Raw genomic sequence first — 22,618 nt, forward strand, 5'->3', positions numbered from 1 at the left:
ATCTAAAGACCGTCCAGAAACCTGTCGCGGGCGCGGACCGCGGCTTGGATGTGCTCGACGGTGAGGCCGCAGCAGGCGCCGATGATCTGGGTGCCTTGCTTCAGCCAGTCGAGGAAGAAGTCTTCCATGCGCCCGGGGTCGATGACGTCGACGAAGCGCCAGTCCGGCATTTCGAAGTAGCCGCCGTCGGGGTAGGCCATCAGGGCGCCGTCGAAGGCCTTGCGGGTCTCGGCCTGCGCGGCCGCGATGAGATCGGCGCCTGAGTGCATGCAGCCGGCGGCATCAAGCCCGGCGCCCGGCAGCAGGCGGGTGACCGCGCTGAGCGGCAGGTCGTCGACATGATAGAAACTGATCGCCTCGCCCTGGTCATTGCGCCGGGCGCTGAGGCCGAACCAGATCGGCAGGCCCGTGTCCTGGGCGGCTTCCAGGGCGAGCTTTGCCCGGACCGGGTGATACATCATTTCCAGGATGATCAACTCGACACCGGATGCTTTCAGGATGCCCGCCAGCTCGTGGAAGGCGTCCGAAAGCGCGGCATCGCTGGGGATGGTTCTGAGATCGCTCTTGTCCGTGCCTTCGGCGATCGGGATCATGTGGGAGAGGGAGCCGGCAACCACAGCCTTGCCCCCCGGCGTGGCGTCACGGGCACTCAGGGCGGCTTCGACGGCGCGGCGGTTGATCTCCTCGACCTGGTCGCCGTATCCGGCGGGCGAGAGCATCAGCCGCGAGGAGGCGAAGGTGTTGGCGGTGATCACCTCGGCCCCGACGGCAATATAGTCCCGGTGGATTTCGCTGAGCAGCCGGTCATTCTCCAGAGTAGCGACGCCGCACCAGGCCGCCGGGTCCATATCGACGCCGCGGCGCTGCAGTTCTGTGCCGGTGGCACCGTCCAGGATCACCACGCTGCCGTCATCGAGGCGGCCTTTGAGTTTTTCGTAGGACATCAGGGCACCGCCGCTAGCTGTCTTCCGCCCAGCTTTCTTTCACAAGGAGCTGTTCACAATGCTTGTCAATCGCGACGGCATGGGCGTCAAGGTGTTCCGGGTCGTGTTGAAGCGGATTGAAAGCCTCATAGATCCTGCTAAAAGCCTCTTCCTTCTCCACTGCCGGTGATTGCCACTTCATCCTTGGTCAAGCCTCTTGCGCACCGATTTACCTCAGCCATTCAACATGTTGAAATTGCGCTGGCTGGGCATCATGGAGGCATAGAGAATGGAAAGCACCGCATTTTTAGCGATTGACTGGCTTCATGGCCATCTGGCCGTTGCCGTCTTCATCGCCGGCGTCTGGACCGTGACGGTTCTGAGCCCGGGCCCCAACCTGCTGGCAACCCTCCACGCCACCGCGCGCGGCGGCGCGCGCGCCGGGGTCACAACGGCGGCCGGCATCGGGCTCGGCACCGCGATCTGGTCGGGCCTCAGCCTGGCGGGGCTGGCGGTGCTCTTCGAAACCGTGACCTGGGCCTATACGGCGGTGAAGCTGGCGGGCGCGGCCTACCTGATCGTCATCGGCCTGAAGCTGCTGTTCCAGCGCGGCGCGGGCGCCGCCCCCATCCATCCGGCGAGAGCCGCGCCGGTACCGGGCGGTCTGCGCCGGGCTTTCCTCTTCGGGCTGGCCACCGACCTCGCGAACCCCAAAGCTGCCGCCTTCTTCGCCTCTCTGTTCGCGGTGTCCGTGCCCGCGGGTGCGCCGCTGGCCTTTCAGGCTGGCATCTGTGCGCTGGTCGTGGTGATTGCGGCTGGCTGGTACGCCCTGGCGGCGCTGATCTTTGCGCGGCCGCGGGTTGCCGCAGCCTATGCCCGGGCCCGGCGCTGGATCGAGCGGGTGACCGGGGCGCTCTTCGTCGCCGCGGGGCTGCGCCTCGCAACCGAGCGGTCGTGAACGCATCGAGGATCAGGCGGCGGCCTTCACCTTGCGTTCGCGGTAGAACAGGTAGAGGCCGCTGGCCAGCACCACGCCCGCCCCGGTGACGGTCCAGATGTCCGGAAGGTCGCCGAAGACCAGAAACCCGAGCAGCACCATGGGCGCGATCTGGGTGTAGTTGAAGGGCGCCAGGATCGGGGCCGGCGCCATGCGGTGGGCGAGGATCAGCAGCCAGTGGCCGAAACCGCCCAGCACGCCCAGCAATGCCATCAGGAGCACACCGGTCAGGTCCGGCGCCTGCCAGGTGAAGGGCACCAGCGGCGTGATCGCCAGGGTGCCGACCAACGCCGTATAGAACTGGGTCGTGGCTGCCGGGTCGACGCCGGCCAGTTTCCGGGTGGTGATCTGGTAGAGCGCGGCGCCGAGGGCGGTCAGCAGGGACAGGCCGGCCGCCCAGTGCATGAGGCCGAGGCCGGGACGCACGACCACCAGGACGCCCAGGAATCCGATCAGGATCGCGGTCCAGCGCCGCGGGCCGATCCGCTCGCCAAGAAGTGGCACGGAAAGCAGAGCGACGATCAGCGGCGTCGAAAAGAAGATCGCCGAGGTTTCGGCAAGCTGGAGGTACTGCAGCGCGACGAAGTTGGTGCAGGTGGTGGCGAACAGCAGCAGCGAGCGCAGCACCTGGGTGCCAAGCCGCTGGCTGCGCAGCAGGGCGGCGCCGTTGCGTGGCCAGAGGATCAGCAGGGCGAGGACGGCATGACCGGTGTAGCGGGCCCAGACCACCTGCTCCGGCGGATAGAACTGCACCAGATACTTGGCCGTGGTGTCGAGCGCGGCGAAGGTGGTGAAGGCCGCGATCATCAAGGCAATGCCCTGCAGCGGTGCGTGCACCACTGGCTGGATCTGGAGGTCTCTGGGCATCTGCATGGGCGTCGGGCCTTGGCCTCGCGGGTTGGCGCCGCCCCGAATTTGCGCATGGGCAGCGCGACAAACGCCCAGAGCGGCAGGCAATGCTAGCCTCAGCCCTCCGGCGTCAGTAGCGTCTTCTCTGCAGGCCGCCCATGCGAAAACGCAGGGCTGCCGTTCTGGTGGGCCCGGTCAGTAGGTGGCGCGGCCACCGGAGACGTCGAAGACCGCGCCGGTGCTGAAGGAGGCCTCGGGCGAGGCCAGCCAGGCAATGAGGGCGGCCACCTCCTCGACCTGGCCGAAGCGGCCCATCGGGATCTTCGAGAGCATGTAGTCGATGTGCTCCCGGGTCATCTGCTTGAAGATGTCGGTCTCGACCGCCGCGGGGGTGACGCAGTTGACCGTCACGCCGCTGCCCGCGGTCTCCTTGCCCAGGGACTTGGTCAGGCCGATGACGCCGGCCTTGGCGCTGCTGTAGGCGGGTGCGTTCGGGTTGCCCTCCTTGCCGGCGATGGAGGCGACGTTCACGATCCGCCCGTAGCCGCGTTCCAGCATGCCGGGCACCAGGGCGCGGCAGCACAAAAAGGTGGCGGTCAGATCCACCTCGATCACGCGCCGCCAGTCGGCCGGGCTGTATTCCCAGGTTTTCAGGTTCGGGCCGGTGATGCCGGCGTTGTTCACCAGAACGTCGACCGGGCCCAGGGTTCCCGCCGTCTCGGCGGCCGCAGCGGTCACGGCCTCTTCGTCGGTGATGTCGAGGACAGAGGCGGCACAGTCCGCTTTCGTGAAGGTCGCCCTGGCGTCTTCCAGCGCGGCCCCGTCGCGATCCCAGAGCGCCACCTTGGCGCCCTCCGCCGCCAGGCGTTGGGCAACGGCCAGACCGATTCCCCGCGCCCCGCCGGTCACGACGGCGACACGCCCCTCCATTCCGTTTGCCCCCATATCCAGGCCCTTCTTATCCCACGCCTTTTGCCTGACGTCCTGTGCGACCATAGCCGCCGTCGCACGCTTCTTGAAGGACCGTCATCGCAAGGCTGCGCGCCGGCAGGCCCCGTCTTCTGCAGCGAGGATTTCCCGAAAAAAGTGCAAAAAGATCTTCGAGTCGCGATTTCCGAGAGCTTCGCGCGGGCAGGGCCAAAAACAATGGACGCGATTACGTATACAATATATGGTCATCGTCAATAACAGGGATGAGACCGTGGGCCATGAGCCCACGGAACTGGGGAGGCACGATGGCTGACGTCGAGATTTGCGACGTTCGCAAGTCCTTTGGCGCTACTGAGGTGCTTCACGGGGTGGACATCTCCATCCCCGATGAGTCCTTCACGGTCCTGGTCGGTCCTTCGGGCTGCGGCAAGTCCACACTGCTGCGCATGATCGCGGGCCTTGAGAAGGTGACCTCGGGCGAAATCGTGATCCGCGGGCAGGTGGTGAACGAGGTGCCGCCCAAACAGCGCGACATCGCCATGGTGTTTCAGAACTACGCGCTCTACCCGCACATGAAGGTCTTCGACAACATGGCCTTCTCGCTGAAGTTGGCGAAGGTCGATGCGAAGCAGATCGAGGAGGCCGTACACCGCGCTGCCGGCATCCTGAACCTCGAAGACTATCTGGAGCGCTACCCGCGTCAGCTTTCCGGCGGCCAGCGCCAGCGCGTCGCCATGGGCCGCGCCATTGTCCGCGACCCGCAGGTCTTTCTTTTCGACGAGCCGCTCTCCAACCTCGACGCCAAGCTGCGCGTGCAGATGCGCACCGAGATCCGCGAACTGCACCAGCGCCTCAGGACCACCACCATCTACGTCACCCACGACCAGATCGAGGCCATGACCATGGCCGATCAGATCGTGGTCATGCACGACGGGATCGTCGAACAGATCGGGGCGCCGCTGGACCTCTACGACAGCCCGGCCAACGTCTTCGTCGCCGGCTTCATCGGCTCGCCGGCGATGAACTTCCTGCCGGGCGCGGTGGAGCGCGGCAGCCGGGCACGGGTCACCATGAGCAACGGCACCGCGCTGCCGCTGGCCGAGGCGGCCGCGGCCGGCGACGGGCAGCCCGTGGTCTATGGCGTCCGCCCGGAGCATCTCGACCTGGTGTCCGAACATGACGGCTTTGCCGCCGAGGTGGTGGTGGTGGAGCCCATGGGATCGGAGACGCAGGTCCTGGCGCGGCTCGACGGGCGCGAGATCGTCGCCGCCTTTCGCGAGCGTCACGAGTTTCATCCGGGCCAGCGCATCCACCTGCGTCCCAACCTGGCGAAGGTTCACCTCTTTCATCAGGACTCCGGAGAGAGGCTCTAGAGGTAGACGGCAGCGGCGACGACAGACCGACAAAGACAAGCCCACAGCGATAAAAGGAATGGGAGGAATGGTTATGCAGCAGAAATTCACGCGTCGTTCGATTTTGAAAGCGACGGCGGCGACCGTGGCCGGCGCTGCGGTGGCCGGCAGCGACCTTTTGGACTGGAGCAGCGCCTGGGCGGCGGATGCGCCCTTCAAGCCCGAAAGCGGGGCCAGGCTGCAGGTGCTCCGCTGGAAGCGCTTTATCCAGTCGGAAGAAGACGCCTTCATGGAACTGGTCGCGGCCTTCACCACGGCGACCGGCATCGAGGTCGAGGTGCTGAACGAGTCGATGGACGACGTGCAGCCGAAGTCTTCCGTCGCGGTCAATGTGGGTGCCGGGCCGGACCTGATCTGGGGTCTCTATTCCCTGCCGCACCTCTTCCCGAACAGGTGCACCGACCTCACCGATGTCGCCGACTACCTGGGCGGCAAGTACGGCGGCTGGGTGCCGGCGGCGGAGACCTATGGCAAGAGCGGCGACAAGTGGATCGGCATCCCGATGTGCTTCGGCGGCAACTACATCAACTATCGCAATTCGGCGATTGAGAAGGCGGGCTTCAAGGAGGTGCCGCAGGACCTCGACGGCTTCCTGGCGCTCTGTGAGGCGATGAAGGGCGGAGACATGCCGGCGGGCATGGCGCTCGGCCACGCCACGGGCGACGCCAACGCCTGGGTTCATTGGGCGCTCTGGGCCCATGGTGCCGCCATGGTCGACGAGAACGACAAGGTCATCCTCAACAGCCCGGAAGCGGTTGCGGCCTGCGAGTACGTGAAGAAGCTCTACGATGCCTTCATCCCGGGCACGGCCTCCTGGAACGACGGCTCCAACAACAAGGCTTTCCTGGCCGGCGAGGTCGGGCTCACCAACAACGGCATCTCGATCTACCAGAAGGCGCTGGTCGACGGCCTGGATATCCAGAACGACATGGACCACGCCTACTATCCGGTGGGGCCGGTGGGCGAGCCGACGGAGTTCCACATCGCCTATCCGATCCTGGTGCCGACCTACACCAAGTTCCCCAATGCGGCGAAGGCCTTCATCGCCTTCCTGATGGAAGCCGAGCAGTACAACCGCTGGCTCGAGGGTTCGGTCGCCTACCTGACCCACTCGCTGCAGGCCTTCGAGGGCAACCCGATCTGGACGTCGGATCCGAAGCGCAAGATTTTCAAGGAGGCGGCAAACCGCACCTTCGTGGCCGGTTACAAAGGCTCGGTCGGGCAGAAGGCGGCCTCGGCGATCGCCGAGTTCATCGTCGTCGATATGTTCGCCAACACCGCGACCGGCCAGATGTCTCCCGCCGATGCGGTGGCCGACGCCACCAAGAAGGCACGGCGGATCTACCGCTAAGGCGCCGACCCGCGGAAAGGATGCCGGCTTGCTCACGCTTCGCAGCTGCGCCATGCTCTACCGGGCTATGCTCTCCTGGGCTACGCTCTGCCGGAGCGTGACGCAAGCCGGCGCCCGGGCGCCGGAGAAGGCAGCCAGATGACCGATTCGACGCTTCGCCGCGGTGCGGTCGCCATGCCGGGACCGGGGCTCTGGACCCGCCTGAACAACGACCGCAACTGGCTCGGTTTCTGGTTCATGCTGCCGGCGGCGGCGATCCTGGTCCTCTTCCTGACCTATCCGCTGGGTCTCGGCATCTGGCTCTCGCTGACCGATGCCAGCATCGGCAATCCCGGCAAGTTCGTCGGGATCCTGAACTTCTATGAAAAGGAATGCTACGGGCCCGACGACTGCGAGATCTACGGGCTTTTCGGCGACCATGTGTTCTGGCAGTCAGTGTGGCAGACCATTTTCTACACCACCGTCGCCAGCGTCGCGAAGTTCGCCATCGGGCTCTATCTTGCCCTGCTCCTCAACAACCATCTGCCGTTCAAGGCGATCCTCAGGGCCGTGATCCTGCTGCCCTTCATCGTGCCGACCGTGCTTTCGGCGATTGCCTTCTGGTGGATCTATGACGCGCAGTTCTCGATCATCTCCTGGTCGCTCACCAAGCTGGGGCTGATCGATCAGTATATCGACTTCCTGGGCGATCCCTGGAATGCCCGCTGGTCGCTGATCTTCGCCAACGTCTGGCGCGGCGTGCCCTTCGTGGCCATCACCCTGCTGGCCGGCCTGCAGACCGTACCGCCTTCCCTTTACGAGGCGGCGACCCTGGACGGCGCCGGGCGCTGGCAGATGTTCCGCCACGTCACCTTTCCGCTGCTGACCCCGATCATCGCCGTGGTGATGACGTTTTCCGTGCTCTTCACCTTCACCGACTTCCAGCTGATCTGGGCGATCACCCGCGGCGGACCCGCCAACGCCACCCATCTGATGGCGACCCTCAGCTATCAGCGGGCGATCCTGGGCGGCAACATGGGCGAGGGGGCGGCGATTTCCACCGCCATGATTCCTTTCCTGCTGGCGGCCATCATGGTCTCCTGGTTCGGCCTGCAGCGCCGCAAGTGGCAACAGGGGGAAGGCGATGACTGACGCGGCAAAGAACGCAGCGGCGGCAAAGGCGGCGGCCAAGGCGGCGGCAAGAGACGATGCGGAGGGCATGGACTTCCTGATGACCCGGCGCACGCGCTGGGTCACCATCTACATTCCGCTCTCTATCATCGTCTTCATCCTGCTGTTCCCCTTTTACTGGATGACGCTGACGGCTCTGAAACCCAATGCGGAACTGCTGGACATGGAGACCACCAACCCGCTTTGGGTGGCCGCGCCGACTCTCTCCCACATCTTCCATGTGATCTTCGAAACCGACTACCCGGTCTGGATGTGGAACACCATGATGGTCTCGGTGGTGGCCACCTTCATTTCGCTGGTGGCCTCGGTGCTGGCCGCCTATGCCATCGTCCGCATCCGCTACAGGGGGTCGCAGTGGGTCGGCGGTCTGATCTTTCTGGCCTACCTGGTGCCGCCGTCGATCCTCTTTATCCCGCTGTCGGTGATCGTCCACGCCTATGGGCTGTTCGACACGCCGATGGCGCTGATCCTCACCTACCCGACGATCCTCATTCCCTTTTCCACCTGGCTCCTGATGGGCTACTTCAAGACGATCCCCTACGAGCTGGAGGAATGCGCCCTGATCGACGGTGCCACCCGCACCCAGATCCTGCTGAAGATCGTGTTGCCGCTGGCGGTTCCCGGCCTGATCTCCGCCGGCATCTTTTCGTTCACGCTGTGCTGGAACGAGTTCATCTACGCGCTCACTTTTATCTCGACCACCTCCAACAAGACGGTGCCCGTGGCCATGCTGTCGGAGTTCGTCGACGGCGACATCTACCGCTGGGGCTCCCTCATGGCTGGCGCCCTGCTGGGCTCGCTGCCTGTGGCGATCCTTTACTCCTTCTTCGTCGAGCATTATGTCTCCTCCATGACCGGTGCGGTGAAGGAGTAGCGCTGCCGCAGCCGGAGGGAGGACCGGTTCACGATGCTCATACGAGAGACGGCAGAGGGCGATCTGCCGGACATTCTGCGCGTTCATCGGCTGGCGTTCGGCCAGGAGGAAGAGGCGACCCTGACGGAGGCGATCCTCCGCGATCCGAGCGCACAGCCCGTCCTGTCGCTGATTGCCATCGTCGGCGGCGAGACGGTGGGGCATGTTCTGTTTTCCCGCGCCCGCCTTTCCAACACTGGCTCTGCCGAAATGGAGGCCGGCCCTTCGGCGGCGATTCTCGCGCCCTTGGCCGTCGTGCCGGCGGTGCAGGGCCAGGGAATCGGCGGCGCCCTTATCCGGCGCGGTCTGGAGGAACTCTCCCGGGCCGGCACGGCGTTCGTCTTCGTGCTCGGCTGGCCGGCCTACTATCGGCGCCACGGGTTTCGGACGGCCGGGCGGCTGGGGTTCGCGGCCCCCTACCCGATTGCCGCGCGCAACGCCGACGCCTGGATGGTGCAGCCTCTGGGCGACGACCGGGCGGGCGAGGGCGATTACCAGGTCACTTGCGCGGATGCCATGAACAAGCCTGAGTACTGGCAGGAGTGACGGTGCAAAACGGCCTGCCGCGCAGACGGGGCCGTGGCTCGATGCTGGACCTGCGGCGTTTTCTGGCCTAAATGCTTGGCATGTCCACAGACAAATCAGAGACCCGGCTGCGGCAGCATCCGCCGCTGGGCAGCCCGGTGCCGGCTGTTTTCGACAGCCCGCACAGCGGCAGCACCTATCCCGAGGACTTCGGCAGCATCGCGCCGCTTTCGGTTCTGCGCCGCGCCGAGGACGCCTTCGTCGACGAGCTCTTCAGCGCCGCACCGGACCACGGTGCAGCCTTCATCGCCGCCGAGTTTCCGCGCATCTACATCGACCCGAACCGCGACCTCGTCGACCTCGACCCGGCGATGTTGGAGGATGCCTGGCCGGAGCCTCTGGTGCCCAGCCGCAAGACCGAACTGGGTGTCGGCCTGATCTGGCGCCTCATGCCGCCGGACGCTCATCTTTATGACCGGCTGTTGAGCCTGGCCGAAGTGCGCCGGCGCATCGATACCTGCTGGCAGCCTTATCACGACGCCGTGGCCGGGGCGATCGACGCGGCGCACCGGCGCTTCGGGCAGGTCTGGCACATCAACTGTCATTCCATGCCCGCCATGGGCAACGCCGGCACCGAGGACGGGCCGGTTGCACGGGCCGAGTTTGTATTGGGCGACCGCGACGGCACCACCTGCGCCCCGGAGTTCACGGCTTTCGTGGCGGAGCAGCTGAAGGGCCTGGGCTATGAGGTGAAGATCAATCAGCCCTATAAGGGCGTCGAACTGGTGCGCCGCTATTCCGATCCCGCCCAGGGCCGCCACAGTCTGCAGGTCGAGATTAATCGCAAGCTCTACATGGATGAGGAGCGGATCGCGAAGAATGGCGGTTTCGACGCGCTCAAGGCCGATATAGACAGGCTTGTCGCCGCAATCTGCGCGTATGCCCGCAACGAGGCTGCCGCCTGAAACCGGCACCGGCAGCACGGCGCGGCTGCAAGATGAACAAAAGTTAACGATCACGTAAAGCGGCCTTCATGGCGGCGCGCCATGTCCTCGGAGTTCCTTTGATCTGCCGAGGAGAAAGCAGCCGTGGTATCAGCTTTTGTCCGACCTGCCCGACAGGCCTCAGCGGCGGGCAGCCCCGCACCGCAGGGGCGTCTGCCTTCGACACGCCGGGCCCTGGCCGTGGCCGGCCTCTCCGTGGCCCTCTTGGCAGGCTCGCTCGCGCCTGCGATTGCCCGCCCCGCGCCGGCGAGTTTTGCCGACCTCGTCGAAGACGTCGCCCCGGCGGTGGTGAACATCTCGGTCGTTCAGCGCAGCGGTTCGGAAACCCGGCAGCCGCAGGGACGCGGAGGCGAGGGCGCGCCTTTCCCCCAGAATCCCGAGTTTCGTGAATTCTTCGAACGCTTCTTCGATCGCCAAGTGCCGGGCGGACCCGCCCAGCCGCAGCGCCCGCGGCTGGGCGCCGGTTCCGGGTTCGTCGTCGATCCCGAAGGCTATGTCGTCACCAACAACCATGTGATCGACGGTGCCGACGAGATCACGGTGACGCTGCGCGACGGCAAGGCCTACGAGGCGACCTTGGTCGGCGCCGATCCGCGCACCGACCTTGCGCTGCTGAAAGTCGATGCCGAGGGTCCCTTGCCCTTTGTCGCGTTCGGCGAGTCGGACGATCTGCGGCCCGGCGACTGGGTGGTCGCGGTCGGCAATCCCTTCGGGCTCGGCGGATCGGTGACTGCCGGTATCGTCTCGGCCCGCGGCCGCGATCTGCCCGGTGGCGCGCTGATCGACTTCATCCAGATCGATGCGCCCATCAACCGTGGCAACTCCGGCGGACCCACCTTCAACAGCGCCGGTGAAGTGATCGGCGTGAACACAGCGATCTATTCGCCCAACGGCGGCAGCGTCGGGATCGGTTTCGCCATCCCCTCGGAGCTTGCCAGCCAGATCGTCGATGACCTGCGCGACGACGGCGTCGTCGAGCGCGGCTGGCTGGGCGTGCGCATCCAGCCGGTCACCCCGGACATCGCCGAGGGCTTCGGGCTGGAGAGTACCGAAGGCGCGCTGGTGGCGGCGGTGGAACCCGGCAGCCCCGCGGATGAGGCCGGACTGCGGGCCGGTGACGTGGTCCTGAGCTGGGATGGCGAGCCCGTCACGCGGGTGAAGGACCTCAGTCAGCTCGTTGCCGCCACGGAGGTGGAGAAAGAGGCGGAGCTGCGCATCTGGCGCGACCGCGAGCTGCGAACGCTGACGGTCGTCACCGGCGCGGCCCCCGGCGAGCAGCAGGCCTTGGCGCCGGCCGGGCCCGAGGCCGACGGACCGGTCCGGAGCAGCGAGGCGGTCCTTGGGGATACCGGCGCCACGGTGGCCACCCTGGACGACGAGATCCGCGCGGACCTGGGCCTCTCAGACGCGGCCGGCGGCGTCGTCGTGGTGGAGATCGCCCCGGGCAGCAACGCTGCCCGCAGCGGCCTGCGCGAGGGTGACATCATCCGCAGCATCGCCCTTGAGCCTGTGCAGACCGCCGAGGAGGCGGCGGAGCGCATCGCCGAGCTCGCCGCATCCGGTCAGTCGGTGGCCGCCATCCGGGCCGCGCGCAGCGGCAGCGAGAGTTTCTTCGCCCTGCGCCTGAAGCAAGCCTAGCCTGAAGCAAGCCTAGCCTGAAGCAAGCCCAGGCCGGGTCTGCACCGACCCCCCAAGGCATACCAGGCCGGGGCATACAAGGCCGGGGCATACCAGGACGGTTTGCTCTGGCCGCAAGGGGAGTGCCGGCGGTCGTCTTGGCGCCTGGCACTCCCCAAGCCGTTGCGCTGCAGTCAGGCCGTGATGCCGAAAGCTGCGAGTGGACAAAGCCGCGCTTCGGGGTTGCGGCCCAAGCGGGAAAGGCCTAACCCTGATGGAACTGTTCGGGCTTTCTCCCGCCCATTGTCCGAGGCAGAGTCCCATGCGTGTGCTTATCGTCGAGGATGACAAGGAAACGGCAGGCTACATTGCCAAGGGGCTGCGCGAAGCCGGTTACACCGCCGAAATCGCCGCCGACGGCAAGGAGGGCCTGCTGCGGGCCGCCAGTGAGGATTTCGATCTGGCCATCGTCGACCGCATGCTGCCGCAGGTGGATGGCCTCGCGGTGGTGGAAACCCTGCGGGGCACGGGCAGCACTCTGCCGATCCTCTTCCTCTCTGCCATGGGCGGCGTCGACGACCGGGTGAAGGGTCTGAAGGCCGGCGGCGACGACTATCTGGTGAAGCCCTTTGCGTTCTCTGAGTTGCAGGCGCGGGTCGAAGCGCTGCTGCGGCGCCCCGCCGGCGACAAGGTGGAAACCAGCTTGCGGATGGCGGACCTGGAGATGGATCTGCTGGCCCGCAAGGTCTCGCGCAGCGGCCAGCCCATCGACCTGCAGCCCCGCGAGTTCAAGATCCTGGAATACCTGATGCGCCATGCCGGTCAGGTGGTGACCCGTACGATGCTGCTGGAGAACGTGTGGAACTACCACTTCGACCCTCAGACCAACGTGGTCGATGTCCACATCTCCCGCCTGAGACAGAAGATCGACAAGGACTTCGACAAGGCGCTGCTGCACACCGTGCGGGGCGCGGGATACGCGCTTCGTGAGAACGGCTAGGCTTCTCCGGTCGAGTATCTTTCGCCTGGCGCTGATCTATCTCAGCTTCTTCAGTCTGGCGGTGCTCTTTCTGGCGGCCGTGGTTTTCTGGATCTCCGCCGGCCAGGTGTCGCGCCAGATCGACAATACCATCGAGGCCGAGGTCCGTGGCCTGGCCGAGCAGTTCTCGCAGCGCAGCACGCCGGGCCTGATTGAGGCTATCCGCCGCCGCAGCGCCGCGGCGGACCGGACCCGCGGGCTCTATCTTCTGGTCGACCCTGCGGGCCGGCCCCTGGCCGGCAACCTCAGCCGCTGGCCGGACGAGCAGGCGGATGAAGACGGCTGGCTGACCTTCCGCCTGGCCTTTCCCGACAGCGAGGGCGGCGGCGTCAACTTCGGACGCGCCCGTACCTTCGTCCTGCCGAGCGGTCTGCGTATTCTGGTCGGCCATGATGTCCGGGAGCGTGATCGCCTGAGCGCCCAGATCGGTGAGATCGTGGTCTTCAGCCTCGCGACCATTCTCGGTTTCTCGGTGGTCGGCGGACTGCTCATGAGCCGCGCCCTCCTGCGGCGCATCGAGACCATCAACAGCACCAGCCGGGATATCATGGCCGGTGATATGGGCCGGCGCGTGCCGGTCAGCCGGCGCGGCGACGAATTCGACCAGCTGGCCGGAAACCTCAACGCCATGCTCGATCAGATCGAGCGCCTTCTGGCGGGCATGCGCCAGGTCAGCGACAACATCGCCCACGACCTCCGCAGCCCCCTGTCCCGCCTGCGCAGCGGCCTGGAGCTGGCGCTCATCGAGAAGCCGGGCTCGGCAGGCTACCGCGAGGCGATCGCCAAGGCGATCGGAGAGGCGGACGATCTGCTGCGGACCTTCACGGCGCTTCTGAGGATCGCCCAGGCCGAGGCCGGCACATCGCGCGACCGCTTCGCCGCGGTGGACCTGAAAGCGCTGGTCGAAGACGTCATCGAACTCTATGCCCCGCTGACCGAGGATCTGGAGATCGCTATCGACGTGACCCCTCTGCAGGCGCTGGCCCGTCCGGGCGACCGCGATCTGCTGTTCCAGGCCCTGGTCAATCTGATGGACAACGCCATCAAGTTTTCCGATCGTGGCGGGCGCATCGGCATCGGCGTGGAGCAGAGGGGGGAGCTTGCCGTCCTCTCGGTGCGGGACCGGGGCCCCGGTATCCCGGAAGACCAGCGCGGCCAGGTTCTGCAGCGCTTCGTGCGCCTGGAGCAAAGCCGAAGCACCGCAGGCAGCGGGTTGGGGCTCAGCCTCGTGGAGGCGGTTGCGCACCTGCACGACGGACAGTTGGTGCTGAGCGACAATGCGCCGGGGTTGAGGGCCGACCTTATCCTGCCTCTGTAAGCGCCCAGGCCTGTCCGGTGCGGTTTTGGAGCCGCCGGGTCACCAGCCGTTGCGCAGTTCCCGCAGTTTGAGGAACACCTCCTTGGCGCCGGGCTGCTCCGGCAGGTCCGGGAAAGCCTCCCGCAGGCGGGCGATCACCGTCGGGCTGTGCAGGCGGAAGAAGGTGTTGATCTCCTTCTCCAGGCCCAGGGTCGACACCATCGCATGGGCGGGGTCTTGATCCTCCACCCGGTCCAGAAGGTCGGCAGCGGCGTTGTTGTCCGGCTCCCGGTCCAGCGTGAAACGCAGGTTGTTGGCGATGTAATCGTGGCCCGGATAGATCAGCGTGTCGTTGCCGAGACCGGCGAGCTGTTCGGCGAAGGTGTGATAGAGCTCGTTGGGGTGGCCGCCGTTGTGGCAGTTGCCGGCCCCGGCGTTGAACAGCGTGTCGCCGCAGAAGAGGGCCGGCTGATCCGTGCGCGAGAGCAGGCAGACGTGGCTCATGGTATGGCCGGGCGTATCGAGCACCTCCAGTTCCACACTGCGCCCCACCGTCACCACATCCCCCGCACCGAGGCCCTGGTCCATGTCGGGAATGCGGTCCTTCGCGTTCCTGTGGGCGAGAATCCTTGCGCCGGTGGCCGCCACCATGGCCTTGTTGCCGCCGATGTGGTCGCCGTGTTCGTGGGTGTTGAGGATCTGGGTGATCTCCCAGCCGCGCTCGCGCGCTGCGGCGAGGCATTTCTTGTGGTCGAGCGGATCGATGGCGAGCGCTTCCCCGCTGTCCGGACAGGCGATCAGATAGTTGAAGTTGCGATAGGCGTTTCCGGTCCAGATCTGCTCGACGATCATCCGTTGCTCCCTTTGCTTGGTTGCCGCCTGCCGGCAGCCGAAAGCGGCCCGGCGGGGTGGGGGTCGAGAATAGGACAGGTCGGGCGGCGGCACCATCGATCCTGCACCATCGATCCTGCACCATCGATTCCGTACTGGGCGGCTGCGACCAAGGTCGCGATGGCATGCGGTCGCGGATGTTGTACAGTGTAAGCGGGTAGATTTTGCCAAGCGACGCGCTTCCTTGAAGAGGAGACCGACATGCGGCTCATGATGGTCATAGCCCTGGCTCTGCTGACGACCGCCGCCCAGGCCGAGGATGGGACTCTCAACCCCGACGAGGGAGGGATCGCCCACCTGCGCGAGACCCTGGCCGCACGGCCCGACCGTGCTGGCTTCGTCTGCTGGGTCGTCTACGAAACCCAGAAGGGCGGCATGCACGACACCGCTCTGACAGCCCTGCAGGACTGCGCCGAAAGCGGCAATGCCCCCTCGATGATCCTGCTCTCGCATGCTTACGAGAACGGCCTGGGCACCGATCCGAATCCGGAGCTGGCAGCCCACTGGGCCAAGCAGGCGGCGATGACAGGCTATGCCGTCGGGCAGTATCACTACGGCATGGCGCTGCTGCGCGGCCAGGGCGTGCCGGCCGATGCCTCCGCGGCCCGCTACTGGCTGGAGCAGGCGGCCGCGGGCGGCGATGAGAGTGCCGCCGAGGTGCTGAAGACCATGTAGCGCGGGGGGCGGTTTCCTCGCGCTCGCCGCCCTGCGGTCAGCGAATGCGCTTCAGCAGCGCCCGGAAGTCGTCGCTGTCCGCACGCTCCAGCCACTCGAAAACCACCATCTCCGTGGCAACGGCGGTGATTCCGCAGCGCGCGACGTCGTCAACGCTCGGCCGCTCGTTTTCCGGCAGGCAGTCGACCGCCAGAAAGCGCTGCAACGCCGGGCCGGCGGTCGCTGTCATCGGCCAGTCGCAGAGCACGACCTGATCGCGCCCACGGCTCATGGCCGCTTCCGCTTCGAATGATGCCGGGGTGGCTGTGGCGATGCCGAGGCGCTGCGCCGCGGCTTCCAGCAGAGCCCGGTTGGCCCGGTCCGCTGCGACTCTGCCGGTCTCTGCCCCGCTTTCCGGCGGCACTGTCAGCACAAGGGTCGAGCGGCGGGCGGAAAGCAGCATCTGGGAAACCTCGGGAATCGGAGGGCGAGCATAGCGCCAAAGCTGGCCCGATGGTATCGGCGGGATTACTGTTCGGCCGGTCACGCCCCGACGGAGGGCGAAGAGCCACGAGACGCAAGTGAGGACTCCATCGATGACAGCTTCAGGCATCATCCCCCAGGGGAACAGCCGGCAAGGGACCGCGGCCTTGCGCAAGATCCTCGCGGAGCCGGGGCTCGTCGCGATGCCCTGCTGCTTTGACGCGCTCTCGGCGAAGCTCATCGAGCAGGCGGGCTTCCCGCTCACCTTCATGAGCGGCTTTGCGGTCTCCGCGGCGCGCCTGGGGCTTCCGGATGCAGGGCTGATCTCCTATGCGGAGATGCTGGATCAGGGCCGCACCATCTGCGCGGCCACCCGCATCCCGGTGATCGGCGACGGCGACACCGGCTACGGCAATGCGGTGAACGTGAAGCGCACCGTCGCCGGCTATGCCCAGGCCGGCTTTGCCGCGGTCATGATCGAGGACCAGGTCTGGCCCAAGCGCTGCGGCCACACCCGCGGCAAGGCGGTGGTCGGCCACGACGAGGCCATGGCCCGCGTGCGCGCGGCGGTCGATGCCCGCGACGAGGGCGCCGACATTCTGATCCTGGCCAGGACCGACGCCCGCGCCACGGACGGTCTGGACGAGGCGCTGCGCCGGGTCGAGGGGTTCCAGCGCCTGGGCGCCGACATTCTGTTTCTTGAGGCGCCGAAATCGGAGGCGGAGATGCGCGCCTTCTGCAGCGCCGTAGACAAGCCGACCCTGGCAAACCTGGTGGAGCAGGGCGAAACCCCCGTGCTGCCCCCGGCGGAACTGGAGGCGATCGGCTACAAGCTCGCGGCCTATCCGCTGACCCTTCTTTCCGCGGCCATCAGGGCCATGCAGGAGGCTTTGGCATCCTTCGAGGCGGGGGAGCACCCGCAGGACCTGCTGGACTGGGACAGCCTGCGCGAGGTTGTCGGCTTCAACCGCTACTATGCCGAAGAAGACCGTTATCGGAGTGACTGACGTCCAGGCGTTTTAAGCCTTCGGCGCCAGCTCCGGCAGCGTGAAGAGTTCCATGTCGTCGGTCACGCCGCGCAGGCGGTGGAAGCCGAGCGAGGTCAGCTTGCCGGTGACGTAGCGCTCGAAGTCCTCCGACATCAGGACGGAGATTCCCAGCTCCTTGGTCAGATGGTCGATGCGCGCCGCCTCGTTGGTGGCCGGTCCGATCACGGTGAAGTCGAGCCGGCTCTGGCCGCCGATGTTGCCGTAGGTCACGTCGCCGAGATGGAGTGCCAGACCGAAGCGCAGCGGCGCCCGCCCGTCTTCCGCCAGGGCGGCGTTGACTTGCTGCATGCGGCCCAGCGCGTCGCGCGCCGCCTCCAGCGCCTCTTTGCAGGCGCTGGCACCGCAGAAGGCTTCCTTGCCGTCCTCGGAGGCGGGTGCCTTCTCCATCGGAAAGATCGCCAGCAGGCCGTCGCCGATGAACTTCAGGACTTCGCCGCCACGGTCCATGACGGCGCCGGCCATGGCTTCGAAGAAGCGGTTGATGAGATCGAGGTAGTCGTCCCGCGACACACTGTCGGCCAATGCGGTCGAACCGCGCAGGTCGCAGTACCAGACCACCGCAGGGATGTTCTCGCCGTCGCCGCGCTTGATGAGCCCGTTGAGCACGCGCTGACCGGTGTAGGCGCCGAGATAAGTATCAAGGAGGGTGCGTGACATGCGGTGCATGGCATGCACCTCCAGCAGCCGGCTCAGGATCGGCAAGACTTCGTAGATCTGGCCGAGGTGTTCGGTCGTGAACCCGCCGGGCCGGTCGGTCGCCAGAGTGAAGGCGTTGATCTTGCCGTTGGAGAACCGCATGGGCATGGCGACGTAGTCGGTCGCACCGGCCTCCTGAAGCTCCTCCAGGATGGGAAAGTCGAGCCGCGGATTCGACCCTTCCAGACGCCGGCGGATGCCGCCGGCACCATCGAAGATCAGGCGAATGGGGCTGTTGAGATAAGCCTCCGACTGCAGGCCGTAGTGGGGAAAGTCGCGCTCGTCGACGACGCTCTCGCCGCGCCGCCAGACGAACGCGTTGCTGGCCATCTGGGGGTGCAGGGTGGGGATGATCACGTTCATCCGCGACACGCCGAAGCCGGCTTCCACCAGCTGGCGGCCCAGGCGGTCGATCAGCTCCGCCGAGGAGGTCGCTTCCCAGGCCTCCCGCAGCATCCAGGCGGCCAGCGGGTTGGCGTGTTCGGCGATGCCGTCACTTGGGTCGATCTCGACTGCGGCGTTATCCTCGAACCAGGTGTCGACCTTGTTCCAGTAGAACGCGACGTAGCCGCGGATGCCGAGCGCCTCCTCGATGGGATCCTCGTAGCTCCAGGCGGCGTTCTCGACTGTCTTGCCATCGACGACAACATGCCAGTAGGTGGCCGTTCCCTTGAAGGGGCAGTAGGTGCGGTGCTCGCTGGCTTGGAGCAGCGGCATCGCAATGTCCTCGCGCGGCAGGTAATAGACCGGCGGCAGCCGGGTCTCGCGCAGCACCAGGGCGCGGTTGCTGTCGGCAACGGTCTGGCCGCCAAAGACCACCCGCACGCGCTTGCGGCTCGGTTCGATGGCAATGCGGTATTCCCGTGAATCCAGCGTTTCGGGCAGTTTTGGCGCGAGGGGAGCGGCCTCTTGCATAGACGCCTCATAAAAATAGAGATGATCGACCGGGGCGGAATCCACTGCCTTGGCGCGGTGATCGGCGGTCCGTCGCGGCGTGGCTGAATCGTTTCAATATAGGGGCCAATATAGGGACTTCGCTCCGGCCTTTCACGCCCTGATATTTTGTGCCGTCTGGGGGGCCGCAGCGGGCGCCGAAATGGCCGCTGTTGGGCTCCCGGGCTCGCTCGCAGCGTCAATGTTCGAATTTTCGGTTTCGAAAATTTGCGCCTGCACCTATGATCTCGTTATGGGAGTACGGCAGTGAGCGAGCCTGGTGAGGCGGGCGCCGGCGCTGAGCAGCGGCCCGCGCGCAGCGAGTTGAACCAGCGCCAGGAGCGGATCATCGATCTGGTCCGCGAACGTGGCTTCGTGGCCATCGAGGCCCTGGCCGACCACTTCGCGGTAACGCCCCAGACGGTGCGGCGCGACATCAACCAGCTCTGCGATCAGGGCCTGATGCGGCGCTATCACGGCGGCGCCGGCCTGCCGTCTTCGGTGGAGAATCTGGCCTATCAGACGCGCCAGGTGATGAACCGCGAGGCGAAGGCCCGCATCGCCGCCATCGCCGCTGCCGAGGTGCCCGACAACGCCTCCCTCTTCATCAATATCGGGACCACGACCGAAGAGGTCGCAAAGGCCCTGGTCAATCGCCGCGGCTTGCGCATTATCACCAATAATCTCAATGTTGCCAGTATCTTATCGGAGAATCGCGACTTCGAAGTGATCATCGCCGGCGGACTGGTACGAAGCCGCGACAAAGGCATCGTCGGGGAGGCGACTCTCGACGCCATTCGGCAGTTCAAGGTCGATATCGGGATCATCGGCATCTCCGGCATCGACGACGACGGATCGCTCCTGGATTTCGACTATCGGGAAGTGCGCGCGGCGCAAGCCATCATCGGCAACTCGCGCCGCGTGTTTCTTGTGACCGATCACACGAAGTTCGGCCGCAACGCCATGGTCCGCCTTGGCCACCTTGACGAGATCGATGCGGTCTTCACCGACCGCCCGCCGTCCAAGGCAATGCGTGAAATCCTGAAGCAGGCGGACGTGGCGCTGCATATTGCGGCCGGAGCGGAGGAGGCGCCGGCCTCTGCGCCGGTTGGGCCTGCGGCTCCCTAAGTTCGATTTTTTTCGTTTTCGAATATTTTCGATTGTCAAAGCTCGGCGATGCGGCCTATGCTTTCACCCAAGCAATCAAGCGCAGACCGTTGGGCTGCGGAGGCCTCCGTGCAAGGGGGCAGCTTTGGGGGAGGACTCAGCGCCGGTCATGACCGAGGCGTTCGACATCGTTGTCGTTGGCGGTGGCATTAATGGGGCGGGCATTGCCCGCGATGCCGCCGGGCGCGGTCTCTCCGTCCTTCTTTGCGAAAAGAACGACCTGGCTCAAGCCACCTCCTCGGCCAGCACAAAGCTGATCCACGGCGGCCTGCGCTATCTCGAGTACTACGAATTCCGGCTGGTGCGCGAAGCGCTGATCGAGCGCGAGGTGCTGCTGCGTTCGGCCCCGCACATCATCTGGCCGCTGCGCTTCGTCCTGCCGCACAACAAGGGGCTGAGGCCGGCCTGGCTGATTCGCCTGGGGCTGTTCCTCTACGATCACCTCGGCGGGCGGAAGTTGCTGCCGGGCTCCAAGGGTGTCGACCTGCGTCATCACGAGGCCGGCGCGCCGCTGGTACCCGAACTCAAGAAGGGTTTCATCTACTCGGACTGCTGGGTGCAGGATTCACGCCTTGTGACCCTGAACGCCCTGGACGCGCAGGAGCACGGGGCCGAGGTGCTGACGCGGGTGGAATGCGCTTCGGCGCGCCGCCAGGACGACGGCTGGCAGGTGGTCCTGCGCGATCTGCGCGACGGCTCGACGCGGGAGGTGCAGGCCCGTGCGCTGGTGAACGCGGCGGGACCCTGGACGGCGGAATTCATCGAACAACGCGCCGGCCTCAACAAGGCGCAGTCGCTGCGCCTCGTGAAAGGCTCCCACATCGTCGTGCGCAAGATGTTCGAGCACGACTACCCCTACATCTTCCAGAACCCCGACGGGCGCATCGTCTTTGCGATTCCCTACGAGCAGGACTTCACCCTCGTGGGCACCACCGACGTCGACTTCGACGGCGATCCGGGCGCCGTTGCGATCTCGGAGGAGGAGACGGCTTATCTCTGCGAGGCGGTGAACGCCTACTTCCGGGAGAAGATCACGCCGGCGGACGTGGCCTGGGCCTACTCCGGCGTGCGCCCGCTCTACGACGACGAGGCGGAGAATGCCTCCTCGGCCACCCGTGACTATGTGCTGGAACTGGATTACGGCCCCGGTCGCGCGCCCCTGCTTTCGGTCTTCGGCGGCAAGATCACCACTTTTCGCAAGCTCTCCGAGCACGCTCTGGTAAGACTCGCCGAGGCCCTGGGGCCGCTGGGCGAGCCCTGGACGGCCGCTGCGCCCCTGCCGGGCGGCAACATCGCCGATGCCGACTTCGACGGCTATCTGGCCCGCTTCCGCAAGGAGCGCCCCTGGATGCCGGCGGAGCTGGCATGGCGTTATGTGCGCAACTACGGCACGCGGGCCGAAGCCATCGTTGCCGGTGCGCGTGCGCTTGCCGATCTGGGAGAAGACTTCGGCGATGGCCTCTATGGCGCCGAGATGGCCTATCTGCGGGAGCATGAATGGGCGCAGACCGCCGACGACATCCTGTGGCGCCGCTCCAAGATGGGGTTACACGTTTCCGATCAGACGCGGCAGAGGCTGGAGGCCTGGCTCGCGCGGCAGGACGGCGGCAGGCCGCGGCAGGAGTCGGCCTGATGGCGCTGGAACTGCGGAACGTCAGCAAGCGCGTCGGCTCGGAGATGCACATCAGCGATGTTTCGCTGATGCTCGACAGCGGCTCGCTGAACGTTCTGCTGGGGCCGACCCTTTCGGGCAAGACCTCTCTCATGCGCCTGATGGCCGGGCTCGACCGGCCGAGCGAGGGTGACGTCCTGGTCGACGGCCAGTCCGTGGTCGGCATGCCGGTGCAGAACCGCAACGTCGCCATGGTCTACCAGCAGTTCATCAACTACCCGACGCTGACGGTCTACGAGAACATCGCCTCGCCGCTGCGCGTCGCCGGCGCCGACAAGGCGACCATCGAGCGCAAGGTGAACGAGGCGGCCGAACTGCTGAAGATCGACGCGCTTCTGAAGCGCACGCCCCTGGAGCTCTCCGGCGGCCAGCAGCAGCGCACCGCCCTGGCCCGGGCCCTGGTGAAGGGCGCCGACCTTGTGCTGCTGGATGAGCCGCTCGCCAACCTCGATTACAAGCTGCGCGAGGAGTTGCGCGTCGAGCTGCCGCGCATTTTCGCCGAGACCGGCGCGGTCTTCGTTTACGCGACCACCGAGCCCCATGAGGCCCTGCTGCTGGGCGGCAGGACGGCGACGCTGTCCGAGGGGCGGGTGACCCAGTTCGGTCCGACCATCGAGGTCTACAACCGCCCGGTCGACCTGATCACGGCGCGCACCTTTTCCGACCCGCCGATGAACCTGGTGCCGATGGTGAAGGCGGGCGGCCAGTTCAGCTTCGCGGGGCGGTCCGTGGCGGCGCCCGCCGGGGCCGAGGCCCTGGCGGACGGCCCTTACCGGGTAGGCATCCGGCCGCACCATCTGCTGCTGCACAGCCCTGGGGTCGCCTGTCTGGAGGCGCGGGCCGCTGTGTCCACCACGGAGATCACCGGCTCCGAGAGCTTCGTCCATGTCGAGAGCGAGGGCGAGCGCTGGGTCGCACTGACCCACGGTGTGCACCGCGTCGAGGTGGGGGATACGATCTCGGTCTACCTCGATCCGGCATCCTTCTATGTCTTCGACGATGCCGACCGGCTGGTCGCCGCCCCGGCGGTACGAGAGGCGGGGTAG

The 22,618-nt window shown here is 66.2% G+C and carries 22 protein-coding genes; 15 read left to right on the top strand and 7 right to left on the bottom strand.

Annotated elements, in window-relative coordinates; translation table 11 throughout:
- Nucleotides 1–2: 2 nt before the first annotated feature.
- Nucleotides 3–944, bottom strand: coding sequence for a homocysteine S-methyltransferase family protein (locus ACO06P_RS21875; protein WP_420347350.1), 942 nt, complete (start codon nt 942–944; stop codon nt 3–5).
- A gap of 13 nt (nt 945–957) precedes the next feature.
- Complete coding sequence (locus ACO06P_RS21880; RefSeq protein ID WP_420347351.1) at nt 958–1,125, bottom strand: hypothetical protein; 168 nt, start codon at nt 1,123–1,125, stop codon at nt 958–960.
- Nucleotides 1,126–1,212: 87 nt separating this feature from the next.
- Here ACO06P_RS21880 and ACO06P_RS21885 point away from each other — a divergent pair, with 87 nt between their 5' ends.
- Nucleotides 1,213–1,881, top strand: coding sequence for a LysE family transporter (locus ACO06P_RS21885; protein WP_420347352.1), 669 nt, complete (start codon nt 1,213–1,215; stop codon nt 1,879–1,881).
- A 12-nt stretch (nt 1,882–1,893) separates the two neighbouring features.
- Here ACO06P_RS21885 and ACO06P_RS21890 read toward each other — a convergent pair whose 3' ends face one another.
- Entirely contained in the window at nt 1,894–2,793 is a 900-nt protein-coding gene (locus ACO06P_RS21890) for a DMT family transporter (RefSeq protein ID WP_420347353.1), read from the bottom strand.
- A gap of 171 nt (nt 2,794–2,964) precedes the next feature.
- A complete protein-coding gene (locus ACO06P_RS21895; protein WP_420347354.1) occupies nt 2,965–3,714 on the bottom strand; it encodes an SDR family oxidoreductase in 750 nt (249 codons plus the stop codon).
- Between the two features lie 290 nt (nt 3,715–4,004).
- Between ACO06P_RS21895 and ACO06P_RS21900 the strand changes: the two genes are divergently transcribed.
- From ACO06P_RS21900 to ACO06P_RS21940, 9 genes are all read left to right on the top strand, one after another.
- Nucleotides 4,005–5,072, top strand: coding sequence for an ABC transporter ATP-binding protein (locus tag ACO06P_RS21900; protein ID WP_420347355.1), 1,068 nt, complete (start codon nt 4,005–4,007; stop codon nt 5,070–5,072).
- Between the two features lie 73 nt (nt 5,073–5,145).
- Nucleotides 5,146–6,462: an ABC transporter substrate-binding protein gene (locus ACO06P_RS21905; protein WP_420347356.1), complete on the top strand. Its 1,317-nt coding sequence runs from the start codon at nt 5,146–5,148 to the stop codon at nt 6,460–6,462.
- 138 nt (nt 6,463–6,600) lie between these two features.
- Entirely contained in the window at nt 6,601–7,593 is a 993-nt protein-coding gene (locus ACO06P_RS21910; RefSeq protein WP_420347357.1) for a carbohydrate ABC transporter permease, read from the top strand.
- On the top strand, nt 7,586–8,506 hold the full coding sequence (locus tag ACO06P_RS21915; protein WP_420347358.1) for a carbohydrate ABC transporter permease: 921 nt from the start codon (nt 7,586–7,588) through the stop codon (nt 8,504–8,506). Before ACO06P_RS21910 ends, ACO06P_RS21915 begins: the two co-directional genes overlap by 8 nt.
- Before the next feature lie 33 nt (nt 8,507–8,539).
- Entirely contained in the window at nt 8,540–9,091 is a 552-nt protein-coding gene (locus ACO06P_RS21920; RefSeq protein ID WP_420347359.1) for a GNAT family N-acetyltransferase, read from the top strand.
- Nucleotides 9,092–9,171: 80 nt separating this feature from the next.
- On the top strand, nt 9,172–10,035 hold the full coding sequence (locus ACO06P_RS21925) for an N-formylglutamate amidohydrolase (RefSeq protein ID WP_420347360.1): 864 nt from the start codon (nt 9,172–9,174) through the stop codon (nt 10,033–10,035).
- Nucleotides 10,036–10,158: 123 nt separating this feature from the next.
- Complete coding sequence (locus tag ACO06P_RS21930; protein ID WP_420347361.1) at nt 10,159–11,712, top strand: Do family serine endopeptidase; 1,554 nt, start codon at nt 10,159–10,161, stop codon at nt 11,710–11,712.
- A gap of 301 nt (nt 11,713–12,013) precedes the next feature.
- Complete coding sequence (locus tag ACO06P_RS21935) at nt 12,014–12,691, top strand: winged helix-turn-helix domain-containing protein (RefSeq protein ID WP_420347362.1); 678 nt, start codon at nt 12,014–12,016, stop codon at nt 12,689–12,691.
- Nucleotides 12,678–14,048, top strand: coding sequence for a sensor histidine kinase (locus tag ACO06P_RS21940; protein WP_420347363.1), 1,371 nt, complete (start codon nt 12,678–12,680; stop codon nt 14,046–14,048). Before ACO06P_RS21935 ends, ACO06P_RS21940 begins: the two co-directional genes overlap by 14 nt.
- A 39-nt stretch (nt 14,049–14,087) precedes the next feature.
- Here ACO06P_RS21940 and ACO06P_RS21945 read toward each other — a convergent pair whose 3' ends face one another.
- Entirely contained in the window at nt 14,088–14,879 is a 792-nt protein-coding gene (locus ACO06P_RS21945; protein ID WP_420347364.1) for a hydroxyacylglutathione hydrolase, read from the bottom strand.
- 240 nt (nt 14,880–15,119) lie between these two features.
- On the opposite strand from ACO06P_RS21945, the gene ACO06P_RS21950 reads away from it, so the two are divergent.
- Nucleotides 15,120–15,593 (top strand): tetratricopeptide repeat protein, encoded by a 474-nt coding sequence (locus ACO06P_RS21950; RefSeq protein WP_420347365.1) that lies wholly within the window; start codon nt 15,120–15,122, stop codon nt 15,591–15,593.
- A gap of 37 nt (nt 15,594–15,630) precedes the next feature.
- On the opposite strand, the gene ACO06P_RS21955 is transcribed toward ACO06P_RS21950, so the two are convergent.
- Nucleotides 15,631–16,035, bottom strand: a complete 405-nt coding sequence (locus tag ACO06P_RS21955) for a hypothetical protein (protein ID WP_420347366.1) — start codon at nt 16,033–16,035, stop codon at nt 15,631–15,633.
- Nucleotides 16,036–16,168: 133 nt separating this feature from the next.
- Between ACO06P_RS21955 and ACO06P_RS21960 the strand changes: the two genes are divergently transcribed.
- Entirely contained in the window at nt 16,169–17,062 is an 894-nt protein-coding gene (locus tag ACO06P_RS21960; RefSeq protein WP_420347367.1) for an isocitrate lyase/PEP mutase family protein, read from the top strand.
- A gap of 12 nt (nt 17,063–17,074) precedes the next feature.
- On the opposite strand, the gene ACO06P_RS21965 is transcribed toward ACO06P_RS21960, so the two are convergent.
- Nucleotides 17,075–18,715, bottom strand: a complete 1,641-nt coding sequence (locus ACO06P_RS21965; RefSeq protein ID WP_420347368.1) for a DUF427 domain-containing protein — start codon at nt 18,713–18,715, stop codon at nt 17,075–17,077.
- Between the two features lie 342 nt (nt 18,716–19,057).
- Here ACO06P_RS21965 and ACO06P_RS21970 point away from each other — a divergent pair, with 342 nt between their 5' ends.
- The 3 genes from ACO06P_RS21970 to ACO06P_RS21980 all read left to right on the top strand — a co-directional run bounded on the left by ACO06P_RS21970 (nt 19,058) and on the right by ACO06P_RS21980 (nt 22,618).
- Entirely contained in the window at nt 19,058–19,861 is an 804-nt protein-coding gene (locus tag ACO06P_RS21970) for a DeoR/GlpR family transcriptional regulator (RefSeq protein ID WP_420349667.1), read from the top strand.
- 148 nt (nt 19,862–20,009) lie between these two features.
- Nucleotides 20,010–21,533 (top strand): glycerol-3-phosphate dehydrogenase, encoded by a 1,524-nt coding sequence (gene glpD / locus ACO06P_RS21975; RefSeq protein ID WP_420347369.1) that lies wholly within the window; start codon nt 20,010–20,012, stop codon nt 21,531–21,533.
- Nucleotides 21,533–22,618, top strand: a complete 1,086-nt coding sequence (locus ACO06P_RS21980) for an ABC transporter ATP-binding protein (protein WP_420347370.1) — start codon at nt 21,533–21,535, stop codon at nt 22,616–22,618. Before glpD ends, ACO06P_RS21980 begins: the two co-directional genes overlap by 1 nt.

The sequence above is a fragment of the Pelagibius sp. genome (genome assembly GCF_965227505.1).
GTDB lineage: Bacteria > Pseudomonadota > Alphaproteobacteria > Kiloniellales > Kiloniellaceae > Pelagibius.

Bases quoted from the DNA above. Each gene is read 5' to 3' on its own strand.
- ACO06P_RS21935 (WP_420347362.1), top strand. From the start codon at position 12,014: ATGCGTGTGCTTATCGTCGAGGATGACAAGGAAACGGCAGGCTACATT.
- ACO06P_RS21885 (WP_420347352.1), top strand. From the start codon at position 1,213: ATGGAAAGCACCGCATTTTTAGCGATTGACTGGCTTCATGGCCATCTG.
- ACO06P_RS21880 (WP_420347351.1), bottom strand. From the start codon at position 1,125: ATGAAGTGGCAATCACCGGCAGTGGAGAAGGAAGAGGCTTTTAGCAGG.
- ACO06P_RS21950 (WP_420347365.1), top strand. From the start codon at position 15,120: ATGCGGCTCATGATGGTCATAGCCCTGGCTCTGCTGACGACCGCCGCC.
- ACO06P_RS21900 (WP_420347355.1), top strand. From the start codon at position 4,005: ATGGCTGACGTCGAGATTTGCGACGTTCGCAAGTCCTTTGGCGCTACT.
- glpD (WP_420347369.1), top strand. From the start codon at position 20,010: ATGACCGAGGCGTTCGACATCGTTGTCGTTGGCGGTGGCATTAATGGG.
- ACO06P_RS21955 (WP_420347366.1), bottom strand. From the start codon at position 16,035: ATGCTGCTTTCCGCCCGCCGCTCGACCCTTGTGCTGACAGTGCCGCCG.
- ACO06P_RS21980 (WP_420347370.1), top strand. From the start codon at position 21,533: ATGGCGCTGGAACTGCGGAACGTCAGCAAGCGCGTCGGCTCGGAGATG.
- ACO06P_RS21960 (WP_420347367.1), top strand. From the start codon at position 16,169: ATGACAGCTTCAGGCATCATCCCCCAGGGGAACAGCCGGCAAGGGACC.
- ACO06P_RS21920 (WP_420347359.1), top strand. From the start codon at position 8,540: ATGCTCATACGAGAGACGGCAGAGGGCGATCTGCCGGACATTCTGCGC.
- ACO06P_RS21890 (WP_420347353.1), bottom strand. From the start codon at position 2,793: ATGCAGATGCCCAGAGACCTCCAGATCCAGCCAGTGGTGCACGCACCG.
- ACO06P_RS21910 (WP_420347357.1), top strand. From the start codon at position 6,601: ATGACCGATTCGACGCTTCGCCGCGGTGCGGTCGCCATGCCGGGACCG.
- ACO06P_RS21875 (WP_420347350.1), bottom strand. From the start codon at position 944: ATGTCCTACGAAAAACTCAAAGGCCGCCTCGATGACGGCAGCGTGGTG.
- ACO06P_RS21915 (WP_420347358.1), top strand. From the start codon at position 7,586: ATGACTGACGCGGCAAAGAACGCAGCGGCGGCAAAGGCGGCGGCCAAG.
- ACO06P_RS21905 (WP_420347356.1), top strand. From the start codon at position 5,146: ATGCAGCAGAAATTCACGCGTCGTTCGATTTTGAAAGCGACGGCGGCG.
- ACO06P_RS21965 (WP_420347368.1), bottom strand. From the start codon at position 18,715: ATGCAAGAGGCCGCTCCCCTCGCGCCAAAACTGCCCGAAACGCTGGAT.
- ACO06P_RS21925 (WP_420347360.1), top strand. From the start codon at position 9,172: ATGTCCACAGACAAATCAGAGACCCGGCTGCGGCAGCATCCGCCGCTG.
- ACO06P_RS21895 (WP_420347354.1), bottom strand. From the start codon at position 3,714: ATGGGGGCAAACGGAATGGAGGGGCGTGTCGCCGTCGTGACCGGCGGG.
- ACO06P_RS21945 (WP_420347364.1), bottom strand. From the start codon at position 14,879: ATGATCGTCGAGCAGATCTGGACCGGAAACGCCTATCGCAACTTCAAC.